Origin of the sequence: Mesorhizobium qingshengii (assembly GCF_900103325.1) — a bacterium.
GTDB lineage: Bacteria > Pseudomonadota > Alphaproteobacteria > Rhizobiales > Rhizobiaceae > Mesorhizobium > Mesorhizobium qingshengii.
Map to the genome: position 1 here is coordinate 706,152 of NZ_FMXM01000002.1, position 14,740 is coordinate 720,891.

Genomic DNA, 14,740 nt, shown 5'->3' on the forward strand with positions numbered 1-14,740 from the left:
CCATGCACATCCTCACCACGACCTCCGCCTCTCTCGACGACCTCGCCGAGCCGGTCGATCTGCGGCAGACGCCGGCGGACGTCGTGGCACTGTCCTTCACCGACAGTGATCTCGCCGGGCTGGCGGCGGCGTGGAAGGCGGATGCCGCCCGCCTGCCCTCGATGCGGCTGGCAGCACTTCGTGACCTGCGCCATCCCATGTCCGTCGACCTCTGGGTCGACAGCGTCGCCCGCCACGCCAAAATCATCCTCGTTCGCATTCTCGGCGGCTACGACTGGTGGCGCTATGGCTGCGACCAGCTTGCCTCGATCGCCCGCGACCGTGGCATGAAACTGGCGCTGCTGCCCGGCGAGTGCCGCGACGAGGATCTGCGCCTGATCGAGGCCTCGACCCTGCCGCGCGAAGAGCTCGACGGCCTGCTCGACTATTTTCGCGAGGGCGGCCCGGCGAATATGAGCGCGCTGGTGCACCGGCTTGCACGGTTGGCGGGATCGGATGCGGCTGTCGCCGAACCGGTCGCGGTTCCGAAGGCTGGATTTTACGAGCCGGGACATGGCGTCATGGAGCGCAGCCTTCCCTTCGAGGGGGAGGGAAACGTCGTGCCCATCCTGTTCTATCGTTCGATGCTGCTCGCCGCCGATGTCGCCCCCATCGATGCCCTTTTTGAAGCGCTGCGGCAGCGCGGCATGCGCCCGGCCCCCATCTTCGTCGCCAGCCTGAAAGACCCGGTATCGCTGGCGTTCGTCGAGACCGCGCTCGCCGCGCTGAAACCCGCCGCCATCATCACCGCGACCGCTTTCGCCTCCGGCGCTGAACCCGGCATCGAAACCCTGTTCGACCGCGCCGGGGTGCCGGTCTTCCAAGTCATCGTCGCCACCACCCGCCGCGACATCTGGGAGAACAACCAGCGTGGACTGGCGCCCGCCGACCTCGCCATGCATGTCGTGCTGCCCGAACTCGACGGCCGCATCCTTGCCGGCGCGATTTCCTTCAAGGGCGAGAGCGAGACCGATCCGGCGCTTGGTCACCGCGCCTTCGCCAACCGGCCGGAGCCCGACCGCGTGGCACAGGTGGCGGACCGTGTCGCGGCCTTCATCAAGCTACAAAGAACGCCACGCGCCGAGCGCAAGCTCGCCATTCTCATCCCCGACTATCCGAGCGCCCCCGGCCGCACCGGCTATGCCGTCGGCCTCGACGTACCGTCCAGCGTGCTGGCCATGCTGAATGACCTCAGGGAACAGGGCTATGCCGTTGAGGGGATTCCACAAACGCCGCGTGAGCTGCTGGATTTGCTGGAACGCGGCAATGACGGGCTGGGGCTGGGGGACTATCGCTCCTTTTCGACCGAATTGCCGAGGGCGGCAGTCGATGCGGTAGAGGCGGCTTGGGGGAAGCCGGAAGGTGAAACAGGTTTGTACGAGGCGCCCCCCTCTGTCCTGCCGGACATCTCCCCCACAGGTGGGGAGATTGCGCCCTCATCTCCGCTTTCGCCAATCCTAGGCGCTGCAGAAAGAGAGCCCGCAGCGGAACTGCCGATCTCCCCCCAAGTGGGGGAGATGTCCGGCAGGACAGAGGGGGGCGCGACGGAACGCCAGCCTTCAAAGCGAATTGGCGAAAATGGCTTCCCCTTCCGCGCCGCGACCTTCGGCAACATCACCGTGGCGCTCGCGCCGGACCGCGGCCGTTCCGCCGACCGCCGCGCCGACTATCACGACCCGACGCTGCCGCCGCGCCATGCTCTGATCGCCTTCGGCCTGTGGCTGCGCAAATCGCTCGGCGTCCATGCGCTTGTCCATGTCGGTGCCCATGGCACGCTGGAATGGCTGCCGGGTAAGACCGTTGCCCTCTCGCAAAACTGCTTTCCAGAGATCGTCACCGGTCCCCTGCCCGTGATCTATCCCTTCATCGTTTCCAACCCCGGCGAGGCGGCGCAGGCCAAGCGGCGCATCGCCGCCGTCACCCTTGGCCATCTGCCACCGCCGCTGATCGGCGCTGGACTGAACGAAAACCAGCACAGACTTGAGCGCCTGGTCGACGAATATGCCCAGGCCGACGGGCTCGACCGCCGCCGGCGCGATCGTCTGGCCAAGCTGATCGTCGAAACCGCGCAAAAGACCGGCCTCGCCTCCGAAGCCGGGGTCGCCAGGACCGACGCGCCGGACGAAGCCTTGCGCCGCATCGACGCCTGGCTCTGCGACCTCAAGGATTTCGCCATCAAGGACGGGCTTCATATCTATGGCCGCTCGCCCGAAGACGAGCCCGACGCCATACGCCGCGAAAGTGCGGCCGCCGAAAAGACGGCATTGCTCGCCGCACTCGACGGCCGCCACGTCAAGGCCGGTCCGGCCGGAGCACCCGCACGTGGCCGCTCCGATGTTTTGCCAACCGGCCGCAACCTGTTCACCTCGGACCCGCGCACCATGCCGACACCGACCGCCTATGATCTCGGCCGAGCGGCGGGGGAGGAAGTGGTGCGCGGCTACATGCAATCGCATGGCGACTGGCCGCGTTCGCTGGTCATCGATCTCTGGGGCTCGGCATCGCTGCGCACCGGTGGCGAGGAGATTGCGCAGGGCCTGGCGCTGATGGGATGCCGGCCGCAATGGGACTCAGCGACCGGCCGTATCACCGGCATCGAGGTGTTGCCGCCGGCCACGCTTGGCCGCCCGCGCGTCGATGTCACCTGGCGTATCTCAGGCCTGTTCCGCGACATGTTCCCGACCCAGATCGCGCTGATCGATGCAGCCGCCAACGCCGTTGCCGCCCGCAACGAGGAGGATTCCGAAAATCCGCTCGCGGCGAGAACCCGCGCTGAAGGCAAGATCAGCCCACGCATCTTCGGCACCTCTCCCGGCACCTACGGCGCCGGCGTCGAGGATCTGCTGTCGAGCGGCGACTGGGCGGCGCGCGAGGAGATCGGCCGCGCCTATCTCGACGCCACCTCGCATGCCTATGGCGGCGAAGGCGGCGAAGGCATCTCGACGCCCGGCGCCTTCGAGGGCCGCATCGCCGAGGCCGATCTTCTCGTCCACACCGGCGACGACCCCGGCCGTGACATTCTCGAAGGCTCCGCCGACGTCGCCTTTATCGGCGGCTTTTCGGCCGCCCTTGCGGCCCTCGGCAGGAACGCCGACGTCATCGTGCTCGACACCACGGATCCGCAGAAGCCGAAGCCGCGCTCGATCAGTGAGGCGGTGGCCCGCGTCGTGCGTGCCCGCGCCGTCAATCCCCGCTTCATCTCAGGCCAGATGCGACATGGTCCGCGCGGCGCCTCCGAATTCGCCGAAACGGTCGACCGGTTGGTCGGCTTCGCCGAAACCACCCACGCCATTCCGGGCACGCTGATCGAGGCCGTGCACGACGCCTATGTCGGTGATCCCGAGGTCCGCGCCTTCATCCTGCGCGAAAACCCAGCCGCCGCGAAGGTCATTGCCGGGCGCTTCCTGTCGGCGCGCCGACGTGGTCTGTGGCATCCCTTGCGCAATTCCATCGACGACGATCTGGCCGCGCTGATTGCCGAGGCCGAGGCGCTTGAGGTAGCAGCATGAACGCCTTTTCGCGCCGTGGCGCCTGCCCCGCTTTGGCAGCCCCTATGCAGACCGGCGACGGCCTGCTGGTGCGGCTCAACCCTGTCGCTGGAGGATTGTCGCCGAAGTCGTTGATCGGGTTGGCCGAATCCGCCCTGCGGCACGGCAACGGCATCATGGAAGTCACCGCGCGCGGCAGTCTGCAGATACGCGGCCTGACACCGGATAGCGCGCGACTTCTGGCGACCGAGGTTGATGCGCTGGGCATTGCAGTGCGCACCGGCTTGCAGGTCGAGACCGGGCCGCTGGCGGGCATCGATCGATATGAGATTGCCGATGCGCGCCCGCTGGCTGAACGAATTCGGGTAGCGGTTGAAGAAGCTGGGCTCACGCCACGGCTCGGCCCGAAAGTGTCGGTCGTTGTGGACGGCGGCGGGCAACTCGGACTGGGTTCGATGATGGCCGATGTGCGGCTGAAGGCGGTACGAGCCGACAACGACATCGTTTGGAGCGTATCGGTTGCCGGCGACGGCCGAAACGCGAAGGTGTTGGCAACGGTCGATGCGGATGCCGCTAAAGAGATAGCCGTCGCTGCACTGAGGATGGTCGCTGAAAAAGGCCGCGAAGCGCACACGCGGGATTTGTCGGATCGACAGTTGGCCTCGCTCGCAGGCTGGCATTCCTTCGCGCCACCCTCTGTCCTGCCGGACAGGACAGAGGGTGGCGCGAAGGAATGCCGACCGATCGGTCTTTTCCCCTTAGCCGGCGATGTCAATATCCTCGGCATCGCCCTACCCTATGGCAGCATGCCCGCCGACAAGATCATCGGCCTCGCACAACGCGCCCTCGCTCTCGGCACCACCGAAATCCGCCTCGCCCCGGGTCGCGCCCTGCTTTTCCTCGGTCAGCCGGCAGCCGCCAATCAGCGCCTTCAAAACACAGCCACCAGCCTCGGCTTCGTCACCGACGCCTCTGATCCGCGCACGCGCATTGCCGCTTGCCCCGGCGCGCCGGCCTGCGCATCCGGCCGGATCGCCACGCGCGACATTGCGGAGACGATCGCCGCTGAAAACGCCGACATCCTCGACTTCACCCTGCACATTTCCGGCTGCGCCAAGGGCTGCGCCCACCCCGGCCCGGCGGCGCTGACCATCGTCGGCGACGAAAACGGAGCCGGACTTGTCGTGAACGCGACGGCAAAGTCCCTTCCTGCCGGGTACAGGCCGCGCTATGACGCCGCGCGCGGCGTCAGCCGCGTCGCGGCGATGATCCGCAGCGCACGACTTCCAGGCGAAACAGCCGCCGCTTGCCTGACACGGCTTGGCGCGGCCGGCATCGCCGAGGCTTACCGACAGGAATGAGCATGGCCGCCTACGACTACATCCACGACGGCACGGCGATCTACGAGCGCTCCTTCGCCATCATTCGCGCCGAGGCGGACCTGTCACGCTTCTCCGAAGCCGAGGCCGATGTCGCCATCCGCATGATCCATGCCTGCGGCCAGGTCGAAGCCGCCAGGCATTTTGTTTTTTCCACGGATTTCGTGGCCGCGGCGCGCAAGGCGCTTTCGGCGGGCGCGCCGATCTTCTGCGATGCGGAAATGGTCTCCCATGGCGTCACCCGCGCCCGGCTGCCGGCCGGCAACGAGGTGATCTGCACCTTGCGCGACCCGCGCACGCACGAAATCGCCAGGGAGATCGGCAACACCCGTTCGGCCGCCGCGATCGACCTTTGGGGCGAGCGCATGGCGGGTTCGGTGGTCGCCATCGGCAATGCGCCGACCGCGCTCTTCTATCTGCTGGAAAAACTGCGCGACGGCGCGCCGAAGCCGGCGGCCATCATCGGCATGCCGGTCGGCTTCGTCGGGGCCGCGGAATCCAAGGATGCGCTGGTCGATAATTCCTACGGCGTGCCCTATGCCATTGTGCAAGGCCGGCTTGGCGGCAGCGCCATGACCGCCGCCGCGCTCAATTCGCTGGCGAGGGCTGGCCTGTGAACGCGCTTGCCAAAGGCCGTCTCGTCGGCGTCGGCACTGGTCCCGGCGACCCCGAACTGTTGACGCTGAAGGCCGCGCGGGCCCTGGCCGAGGCCGATGTCGTGGCCTATTTCGCCAAGCGCGGCAACAACAGCAACGCGCGCGCCATCGTCGAAGCGCAGTTCCGCCCCGGCATGACGGAACTGCCGCTGCTCTATCCCGTCACCACCGAAATCGACAAGGATCACGACGACTACCGGTCGCAGATCACCGGTTTCTACGAGGAATCGGCCGAGAAGGTCGCCGAGCATCTCGAAGCAGGCCGAATGGTTGCCGTGCTTTCCGAGGGCGATCCGCTTTTCTACGGCTCCTACATGCATCTGCATGTGCGCCTGGCTCATCGTTTTCCAACCGAGGTCATTCCCGGCATCACCGCCATGTCCGGCTGCTGGTCGGCGACCGGCCTGCCGATCGTCCAGGGCGACGACGTGCTGACCGTGCTGCCGGGCACGATGAGCGAGTTCGAGCTGACGCGCCGGCTGGCTGACACCGATGCCGCCGTCATCATGAAGGTCGGCCGCAACCTGCCCAAGATCAGGCGCGCCCTGGAAGCGACCGGCAAGCTGACGCGTGCCGTCTATGTCGAGCGCGGCACGATGCCGGGCAGCATCTCGATGAAGCTTGCCGACAAGCAGGACGACAAGGCCCCCTATTTCGCCATCGTGCTGGTCGCCGGCTGGTCTGGCCGGCCCGGCCCGCTGGGAGCCGAGGCATGAGTGGCCGTCTCACCGTCATCGGGCTTGGGCCCGGCAATACCGATCAGGTCACCCCTGAAGCCAGCCGCGCCGTGGCGCAGGCAAAGTTCTTCTACGGCTACAAGCCCTATCTCGACCGGCTCGAGCTGCGACCGGACCAGACCCGGGTCGCCTCCGACAACCGCGAGGAACTCGCCCGCTCCAAGGACGCTTTGACGAAAGCAGCCGAAGGTCACGATGTCGCCGTCGTCTCCGGTGGCGATCCCGGCGTGTTCGCCATGGCTGCCGCCGTCTGCGAAGCGATCGAGAACGGCCCGGCCGAATGGCGCGCGGTCGATGTCGCCGTCGTGCCCGGCATCACCGCCATGCTTGCGGTCGCCGCGCGCATCGGCGCGCCGCTCGGCCATGATTTCTGCGCCATTTCGCTGTCCGACAATTTGAAGCCGTGGGACTTGATCGAGCTGCGCCTGCTGGCTGCGGCCGGCGCCGGCTTCGTCATCGCGCTCTACAACCCGATCAGCAAGGCACGCCCCTGGCAACTTGGCCGCGCCTTCAAATGCCTGACCGCGATCCTGCCCGGCACCACGCCGGTCATTTTCGGCCGCGCCGCAGGCCGCCCGGACGAGCGCATCGAGGTCTATCTGCTGGCCGACGTCGATGCGCGCAAGGCCGACATGGCGACCTGCATCATCATCGGTTCGCCGGAAACCCGGATCATCAGGCGCGGCGAGAAGCCGGCTCTGGTCTACACGCCGCGCTCGTCCACGAGTCAGAGAAAATGATCCACCATCGCGGCCAGCGCTTCGACGGTTTCAGCCGAGGGAACGTCCGGCAGATCAGGCCTGCGCACCATGACCAACTCGATACCCAGCGTCCGCGCCGCGGCGATCTTGCCATAGGTCGCTTCGCCGCCGCTGTTCTTGGACACGACGATTTCGATGTGATGCTTTTCGAGCAGTGCGCGTTCTTCGGTCTCGCCAAACGGGCCACGAGCCAACAGATAGCTCGCATCTGGAACCGCCAACTTCGGCTCGACCGGATCGACGCTGCGGATGAGATAGTGGTGCTGGGGTGCCGCTTCAAAAGCGGCGACCTCTTGCCGGCCGAGTGCCAGGAAGACGCGACGTGGCGCCGGCCCAAGCGCTCGCACGGCATCGCCAACCGTATCGACCGGTGTCCAGCGGTCGCCTTCGGCAGGCTCCCAGCCGGGGCGCCGCAGGGCAAGGATCGACACACCGGTGGCGCGCGCGGCCTGCGCGGCATTGGCGGAGATTTGCGCCGCATAGGGGTGCGTGGCGTCGATCAGCAGATCGGTGCCGGTTTCTCGGAGATGGATGGCCAGTCCTTCGGCGCCGCCAAATCCTCCGCTTCGCACAGGTACGCCCTGTGCCACCGGGCTTTCGGTACGCCCGGCCAGCGACAGCGTGACCGACAGATCGTCGCGCGCGGCCAGCATTCCAGCCAGCTGCCGGGCTTCCGTGGTTCCGCCGAGGATCAGAATACGGTGGGTCATCATGCCTGCTGAGGGTCCGCGCGGTGCCAAGCTCAACTCACGATGGCTGACGGTGGTCGGCATCGGCGAGGACGGTTTAGCGGGTCTCGGCGACGAGGCCAAGCAACTGATAGCCGAGGCGGAAGTCATCTTCGGCGGCAAGCGGCACCTGGCGCTTGTCGCTTCCTTCGCCAAGGGCGAGCGGCGCGCCTGGCCGGTTCCTTTTGATGCCGGGATGGCTGACGTGCTGGCGCTTGCCGGCAGGCGCGTCTGCGTGCTCGCCTCCGGGGATCCATTCTTCCACGGTGTCGGAGTTACCCTCGCCCGCAAGGTCGAGCCGCACGAGATGCGTGTCATTCCCGCGCCATCGGCCGTTTCGCTGGCGGCCGCACGACTGGGCTGGGCGCTGCAGGACATCGAAACCGTCTCATTGCACGGCCGGCCGCTCGACCTGATCCGGCCGCTGCTGCAGCCGAACGCACGCATATTGGCGCTGACGTCGGATGGCGAAGCGCCGGCGGCAATCGCCCGCCTGCTCGCCGAACTCGATTTCGGCGCATCGCGGCTGACGGTTCTGGAGGCGCTGGGCGGGCCAAACGAGAAGCTGCGCACGGCCCGCGCCGACGCCTTCGATCTCGAAAACATCAATCCGCTCAACGTTCTGGCCATCGAAGTTGATTCAAATCCGCATGCGCGTGTCCTGCCGCTCACGGTTGGCCTTGCCGACCATCTGTTCGACCATGACGGCCAGATCACCAAGCGCGAAATCCGCTCGATAACCCTGTCGACGCTGGCGCCGAGGCGCGGCGAACTGCTGTGGGACATCGGCGCCGGCTCCGGTTCCATCTGCATCGAATGGATGCTCGCTCATCCTTCCATGCGCGCCATCGCCATCGAGGCCGACCCGACCCGCGCCGCCCGGATTGGCCGCAACGCCGCCGCCTGTGGCGTTCCCGGCCTTGTCGTGGTGGAAGGCAGCGCGCCCAGGGCGCTTGCCAGGCTGGACACGCCCGACGCGATCTTCATCGGCGGTGGCGGCAGCGACACCGGCGTGTTGAACGCCGCCATCAAGGCCCTGCGCACTGGCGGCCGCCTCGTCGCCAATGCGGTGACGCTGGAGATGGAGGCCCTGCTTCTTGCCCGTCACGTCTCGCTTGGCGGCGATCTCATCCGCATAAATATTTCCCGCGCGTCGCCGGTCGGCACGATGCAGGCATGGCGGCCGGCGATGCCGGTCACGCAATGGAGCTGGGTGAAGCCATGATGGTCGCGGGCATCGGCAGCCGCAAAGGCGTGAGCGTCGAGGACGTGCTTGCGGCGATAGAAACCGCTGTCGAAGCGCATGGCCTGACGATGACGGCGCTGTCTGCCTTGGCGACCGTTCCTCTGAAGCAGGACGAAAAGGCCATTTTTGCCGCCGGACATCGGCTCAATCTTCCGGTCATCGTCGCCGATGCGGCCGCGACCGAGGCTGCCGCATCAGCCACATTCAGCCGCTCCAGCCTGTCGCAGGATCTGGCCGGAACACTATCGGTTTCCGAGGCATCCGCCCTTGCCGTTGCCGGCAAAGGCGCCAGACTGCTCGGCCCCCGCACGGTGCTCGGTCCGGTCACCTGCGCCATCGCCATCGGCGGAGATGCGCCATGACCGTTCATTTCATCGGCGCCGGTCCAGGTGCCGCCGACCTCATCACGCTGCGCGGCGCGAGGCTGCTGGCAAGCTGTCCGGTCTGCCTCCATGCCGGGTCGATCGTCGCGCCTGAACTGCTGCAGCACTGCGCGCCGGGGACAAAACTGATCGACACCGCGCCGATGTCGCTCGACGAGATCGAGGCCGCGTATCTCGATGCCCACAGGGCCGGCCATGATGTCGCCCGCCTGCATTCCGGTGACCTGTCGGTGTGGAGCGCTGTTGCCGAGCAAATCCGCCGGCTGGAAAAGCATGGCATTCCCTACACGTTGACGCCGGGCGTCCCTTCCTTCGCCGCCGCGGCCGCAGCGCTTCGCCGCGAACTGACCATTCCCGAAGTCGCGCAAAGCCTGGTGCTGACCCGCGTCTCCGGCCGCGCCTCGAAGATGCCCCCCGGCGAAACGCTGGCCGGCTTCGGACGCACCGGCGCCACGCTGGCCATTCATCTGGCCATCCACGCGATCGATCGCGTCGTCGCCGAGCTGACGCCGCACTATGGCGGCGATTGCCCGGTCGCGATCGTCTTCCGTGCCTCCTGGCCGGACGAGCGCGTGATGACGGGAACATTGGAAACGATCGAGGCGCAGCTCGCCGCCGACCCGATGGAGCGCACGGCGATCATCTTCGTCGGCCGTTCGCTGGCGGCGGAAGGTTTTGGCGAGAGTTCATTGTACGACGCCCATTACCAGCGGCGTTTTCGCGGACGGGACGGATTGTGAGCGGCAGCACCAATAACAAGGGCGAAAACGCCACGCTCGAACAGGCGCTCGCGCGGCTGAACTTCAAGCCACGCCCGCTTGAGCCGGGCCATGTCTGGCTGGCCGGTGCCGGCCCCGGCGACCCCGGCTGCCTGACGCTGGAAGTGCTGGCGGCTTTGGCCGAAACGGATGCGCTGGTCTACGACGCGCTGGTCTCCCCCGATGTCGTCGCCGTTGCGGAAAATGCCGAGCTTTTCTTTGCTGGCAAGCGCGGCGGCAAGCCATCGATGAAACAGGACGACATCACGGCACTGCTGGTCCGACTGGCGCGCGACGGCCGCCGCGTCGTCAGGCTGAAGGGCGGCGATCCCTATATTTTCGGCCGTGGCGGCGAAGAGGCGCTGGCGCTGGCGCGGGAAGGTATCCCGTTCCGCGTCCTGCCCGGCCTGACCTCGGGCCTCAGCGCGCTTGCTGCCACCGGCATCCCGGCCACCATGCGCGGCATCAACAAGGCGGTGATCCTGGCAACCGGCCACGCCGCCGGCACCGACGACGACATCGACTGGGCGGCAATCGCCCGCACCGGCCAGCCTGTTGTGGTCTATATGGGCATGGCCAATTTGCCCCTGATCGCCGCGGCCCTGCTTGACGGTGGGCTGGCGCCATCGACGCCGGCGGCAGTGATCGTCGCCGCGACCACGCCGCAGGAACGAACCGTCGTCGCCACGCTCGCCACCATTGCCGAGGAAGCGGCCGCCGCCGGGCTGGCCTCGCCGGCGCTGATCGTCGTCGGTGGCATCGTAGCCATGCGCGCGGCACTGGCGGGCCAGACATGACGGCCCGTGCCATCATTATCGGCGCGCCGCGCTCCGGCTCGGGTAAGACCAGCGTCACCATCGGCATCTTGCGCGCGCTGACCCGACGCGGCCTGAAAGTGCGCGGCGCCAAATCCGGTCCCGATTACATAGACCCCGGTTTTCATACTGCCGCCACGGGCTTGTCTGGCGTCAATCTCGACAGTTGGGCGATGCCGCCATCGCTGCTCAACGCGCTCGCCGCGCAAGCGGCCGACGATACCGATTTCGTCATCCTCGAAAGCGCCATGGGCCTGTTCGACGGCATTCCGGCCTCGCCGGGGCGCACCGGCTCTGCCGCCGATCTCGCCCGGCTCTACGGCCTGCCGGTGCTGCTGGTGCTTGACGTTTCCGGCCAGTCGACCACGGCGGCTGCCGTCGCCAAGGGCTTTGCCACCTACGACCCGGACGTTCGCATGGCCGGCGTGGTGCTGAACCGGCTGGGCAGCGAGCGCCACCGCCGGCTGTCCGGCGACGCCATCGAGGCACTCGGCCTGCCGGTCGTCGGCGCCATCCTGCGCGATCCCACGCTCAACCTGCCCGAGCGCCACCTCGGCCTCGTCCAGGCCGGCGAATATGATGATCTGATGGCGCATCTAGACCGGCTGGCCGACATGGCGGAAAAATCGCTCGATCTCGATGCCATCATGGCGCTGGCAACGCCCCTCACCCCGGCAGAAGGCGCCTTCGACGACGCGCTGGCGCCGCCAGGCCAACGGATTGCGCTGGCCGAGGATGCCGCCTTCACCTTCCTCTATCCGCATGTCGCAGCCTATTGGCGCAAGGCCGGTGCCGAGATCGTACCGTTCTCGCCGCTCGCCGACGAGGCACCTGCTGACGACTGCGACGTCTGCTGGCTGCCAGGCGGCTATCCCGAGCTTCACGCCGGCCGGCTTGCGGCGGCGGGGAACTTCAAAACCGGCATGGCAAGATTCGCCGCGGCGAAGCCAATCCATGGCGAGTGCGGTGGCTTCATGGTGCTCGGCGAAGCGCTGGAGGATGCCGCTTCCGAGACGCACACGATGCTCGGCCTGCTCGGCCATTCCACCAGCTTCGCGAAGCGCAAGATGAATCTCGGCTACCGCGAGGCGCGGCTGCGCGCCGATTGCCCGCTGGGCGCGCAGGGCGCACTGATCCGCGGCCACGAATTCCACTATGCGCAAATGACCGCGACCGGGAACGACGACCCGCTGGCCGACCTCGCCGATGGCCAGAGCAATCCGATCGGTGCCTCTGGCTACCGGCGTGGCCATGTCAGCGGCACCTTCTTCCACGCCATTGCGAGGGGCTAGAGCATGATCCCGAAAAGTGGCAATCGGTTTTCGGAAAAGATCCGACTCATGTTCCAGAACATGAGCCTTTCGCCCAGGCAGATCCTCGATGATATCGCGCTCTGCCTGGTCTTCTTCACCCGCCTGCCGTTGCCCGTCTTCGATTTTCGCGGCCGCGGCCTTGCCGCCGCGATCTGGGCCGCACCGGTCGCTGGCCTCGCCATCGGGCTGATCGGCGCGATCGTCTACGCCACGGCGGAGAGGTTTGGCCTTGCCATGGGCCCGGCGGCAGCCCTTGCCCTTGCGGCAACCCTCACCACCACCGGCTGCCTGCATGAAGACGGGCTTTCCGATGTCGCGGACGGCTTCGGCGGCGGCAACTCGCGCGGCCGGAAACTCGAGATCATGCGCGACAGCCGCATCGGCGCCTATGGTGCTGCGGCGCTGGCCCTGTCGCTGCTGATCCGCTGGAGCGCGCTTTCGGAATTCGTCGACCCCACACAAGCCCTCTTCGCCCTCGCGGCCGCACACGCGTCCTCGCGTGGCGTGCTCGGCTCCTTCATGCATCTCTTGCCCTCCGCGCGGTCCGAAGGCCTCTCTGCCGGCGCTGGCGCCGTCGCTGCTGAAACCGCCATCGCCGGCGCTGTGCTGGGCGCGATCCCGCTCCTCTTGCTGGGGCTCGGTGGTGCGGTCTTCGCGCTCATCCTGCTTGGCCTGCTGTTTGCCGCGTTCCGCGCCCTTTGCCTCAACCAGATTGGCGGCCAGACCGGCGACACGATCGGCGCCTTGCAGCAGGTGAGCGAAGTCGCCGTGCTGCTTGTCGCTTCCGTAGCCCTTTCCTAATTCCCTTTGGTCTGATTCCCTTTCGGAGACGTTGCCCCCATGCCCTTCAAATCACTCGATGAACTGCGCGCCGCCTGCCTCGACCTGCCCGCCGGCAGCGATGCCGCCGCAACTGCCGTCGCTCGCCGCCAGGACACGCTGACCAAGCCGCAAGGCAGCCTCGGCCGGCTGGAAACAATCGCCGCGTGGCTGGCGCGCTGGCAGGGCCGCGATATGCCCAGGCTCGACCGGGTGAAGGTTTTCGTCTTCGCAGGCAACCATGGCGTCACCGCGCAAGGCGTGTCGGCCTATCCTTCTGAGGTCACCGTGCAGATGGTGGCGAATTTCGCTGGCGGCGGTGCGGCGATCAACCAGCTAGCCCGCATCGCCGGCGCCGAACTCGACGTCATCCCGCTCGACCTCGATCATCTCACCGGCGACTTCACGCAAGTGCCGGCAATGGATGACAAGGCCTTCCTCGCCGCCGTCTCTGCCGGCTACGACGCGGTGACGAAGGACCTCGACCTCATCTGCTTCGGCGAGATGGGCATCGGCAACACCACGCCGGCAGCCGCCATTTCAGCCGCCCTGTTCGGCGGCGGTGCGGAAAAATGGACCGGACGCGGCACCGGCGTCGATGACGCCGGCCTGAAGCGCAAGGTGGTCGCCATCGAAGCCGGCCTGAAGCGCCACGCCGCTGTCCTTGCCGATCCGCTTGGCATCGCCGCCGCGCTTGGCGGACGCGAACTCGCCGCCATCTTCGGCGCCACGCTGGCCGCCCGCCACTTGGGCATACCCGTCTTGCTCGACGGCTTCGTCTGCACCGCCGCCGCCGCGCCGCTGGCAAAGCTGCACCCGGCCGGCCTCGCCCACACCATATCAGCCCATGTCTCGGCCGAATCGGGTCACCGCGGCTTGCTCGAAGCCCTCGACCTGCCGCCTCTGCTCGATCTCGGCATGCGGCTCGGCGAAGGCTCCGGCGCCTGCCTCGCCGTCAACATCGTCCGCTCGGCGCTGGAGTGCCATGCGAGGATGGCGAGCTTTGCCGAGGCGGGGGTCTCGGAGAAGTAGCTCCAGACTTCGCCCCCTTCGGTCGGCAAAGCCGCTCTCATCACAGAGCGTGGCATCTTCCGCTTGCGGTGATTCTCGAATAGATTTGGCGGATGAAAAAACTTCATCCCGCCGCCGCTGCTGTGGCTATGGCCGTAGTGCTTGCTCTTGTGATTCGGCGCAGCGGATACTCCAGCTACGGCCCGATCGACACTGCGATTTTCTTAGTTTTCCTGGTTTTCTTCTGGTGGCTCATCAGCGATTTTTCGGGCGGAAAAGGCGGAAATGATGCCGACGAAGCTACAAGCGTAGAAAAGAACTTTGCTTTTCGGTTCGGCAGATCTCTAAGCCGCATTTTTGGACGCAGATAGATTGCCATGAGCGCCAAGGTAGCGTTGCTGGCCAAGGTAGCGTTGCTGGTTGAAGAACCGCTGTCAGGCGCGTGGCCCGAGACGCGCCAAACGCGTCTCGCTTTCAGGGTCTTTCCACCAAGTCTTTGAAGAATTTGGTGGGTGCGCACAGGATTGAACTGTGGACCCGCTGATTAAGAGTCAGCTGCTCTACCAACTGAGCTACGCACCCACTCGGCCGGCAAAAACCGGCGTTG

At 66.8% G+C, this 14,740-nt stretch carries 14 protein-coding genes and 1 tRNA gene; 13 read left to right on the forward strand and 2 right to left on the reverse strand.

Annotated elements, in window-relative coordinates; all coding sequences use genetic code 11:
• Nucleotides 1-2: 2 nt before the first annotated feature.
• From BLS48_RS03520 to BLS48_RS03540, 5 genes are read left to right on the forward strand one after another with little or no spacing between them, the layout of a single operon-like run.
• Complete coding sequence (locus BLS48_RS03520; RefSeq protein WP_091575560.1) at nt 3-3,548, forward strand: cobaltochelatase subunit CobN; 3,546 nt, start codon at nt 3-5, stop codon at nt 3,546-3,548.
• Nucleotides 3,545-4,888, forward strand: a complete 1,344-nt coding sequence (gene cobG, locus BLS48_RS03525) for a precorrin-3B synthase (RefSeq protein WP_091575561.1) — start codon at nt 3,545-3,547, stop codon at nt 4,886-4,888. Before BLS48_RS03520 ends, cobG begins: the two co-directional genes overlap by 4 nt.
• A 2-nt stretch (nt 4,889-4,890) precedes the next feature.
• On the forward strand, nt 4,891-5,523 hold the full coding sequence (locus BLS48_RS03530) for a precorrin-8X methylmutase (RefSeq protein ID WP_091575562.1): 633 nt from the start codon (nt 4,891-4,893) through the stop codon (nt 5,521-5,523).
• The gene (locus BLS48_RS03535; protein ID WP_091575563.1) at nt 5,520-6,278 is read left to right on the forward strand and encodes a precorrin-2 C(20)-methyltransferase; all 759 of its coding nucleotides are present in this window, start codon (nt 5,520-5,522) and stop codon (nt 6,276-6,278) included. Before BLS48_RS03530 ends, BLS48_RS03535 begins: the two co-directional genes overlap by 4 nt.
• Nucleotides 6,275-7,039, forward strand: coding sequence for a precorrin-3B C(17)-methyltransferase (locus BLS48_RS03540; protein WP_091575564.1), 765 nt, complete (start codon nt 6,275-6,277; stop codon nt 7,037-7,039). The genes BLS48_RS03535 and BLS48_RS03540 overlap by 4 nt, the downstream gene beginning before the upstream one ends.
• Here BLS48_RS03540 and BLS48_RS03545 read toward each other — a convergent pair.
• Nucleotides 7,027-7,770, reverse strand: a complete 744-nt coding sequence (locus BLS48_RS03545) for a cobalt-precorrin-6A reductase (RefSeq protein WP_091575671.1) — start codon at nt 7,768-7,770, stop codon at nt 7,027-7,029. The two genes, BLS48_RS03540 and BLS48_RS03545, sit on opposite strands and share 13 nt — an antisense overlap.
• A 1-nt stretch (nt 7,771) precedes the next feature.
• Between BLS48_RS03545 and cbiE the strand changes: the two genes are divergently transcribed.
• The 8 genes from cbiE to BLS48_RS34800 all read left to right on the forward strand — a co-directional run bounded on the left by cbiE (nt 7,772) and on the right by BLS48_RS34800 (nt 14,504).
• Nucleotides 7,772-9,013, forward strand: coding sequence for a precorrin-6y C5,15-methyltransferase (decarboxylating) subunit CbiE (gene cbiE / locus BLS48_RS03550; protein ID WP_091575565.1), 1,242 nt, complete (start codon nt 7,772-7,774; stop codon nt 9,011-9,013).
• Nucleotides 9,010-9,396, forward strand: a complete 387-nt coding sequence (locus BLS48_RS03555) for a cobalamin biosynthesis protein (protein WP_091575672.1) — start codon at nt 9,010-9,012, stop codon at nt 9,394-9,396. The genes cbiE and BLS48_RS03555 overlap by 4 nt, the downstream gene beginning before the upstream one ends.
• Entirely contained in the window at nt 9,393-10,157 is a 765-nt protein-coding gene (gene cobM, locus BLS48_RS03560; protein WP_091575566.1) for a precorrin-4 C(11)-methyltransferase, read from the forward strand. Before BLS48_RS03555 ends, cobM begins: the two co-directional genes overlap by 4 nt.
• Nucleotides 10,154-10,972 (forward strand): uroporphyrinogen-III C-methyltransferase, encoded by an 819-nt coding sequence (cobA, locus tag BLS48_RS03565; protein WP_091575567.1) that lies wholly within the window; start codon nt 10,154-10,156, stop codon nt 10,970-10,972. Before cobM ends, cobA begins: the two co-directional genes overlap by 4 nt.
• The gene (locus BLS48_RS03570) at nt 10,969-12,282 is read left to right on the forward strand and encodes a cobyrinic acid a,c-diamide synthase CobB (RefSeq protein WP_091575568.1); all 1,314 of its coding nucleotides are present in this window, start codon (nt 10,969-10,971) and stop codon (nt 12,280-12,282) included. The genes cobA and BLS48_RS03570 overlap by 4 nt, the downstream gene beginning before the upstream one ends.
• Before the next feature lie 48 nt (nt 12,283-12,330).
• Nucleotides 12,331-13,104 (forward strand): adenosylcobinamide-GDP ribazoletransferase, encoded by a 774-nt coding sequence (locus BLS48_RS03575; RefSeq protein ID WP_425284650.1) that lies wholly within the window; start codon nt 12,331-12,333, stop codon nt 13,102-13,104.
• A gap of 39 nt (nt 13,105-13,143) precedes the next feature.
• Nucleotides 13,144-14,154: a nicotinate-nucleotide--dimethylbenzimidazole phosphoribosyltransferase gene (cobT, locus tag BLS48_RS03580; RefSeq protein ID WP_091575570.1), complete on the forward strand. Its 1,011-nt coding sequence runs from the start codon at nt 13,144-13,146 to the stop codon at nt 14,152-14,154.
• 92 nt (nt 14,155-14,246) lie between these two features.
• Complete coding sequence (locus BLS48_RS34800) at nt 14,247-14,504, forward strand: hypothetical protein (RefSeq protein WP_143019382.1); 258 nt, start codon at nt 14,247-14,249, stop codon at nt 14,502-14,504.
• A 135-nt stretch (nt 14,505-14,639) separates the two neighbouring features.
• Here BLS48_RS34800 and BLS48_RS03585 read toward each other — a convergent pair.
• Nucleotides 14,640-14,715: transfer RNA gene (locus tag BLS48_RS03585), tRNA-Lys, on the reverse strand.
• Nucleotides 14,716-14,740: the final 25 nt, after the last annotated feature.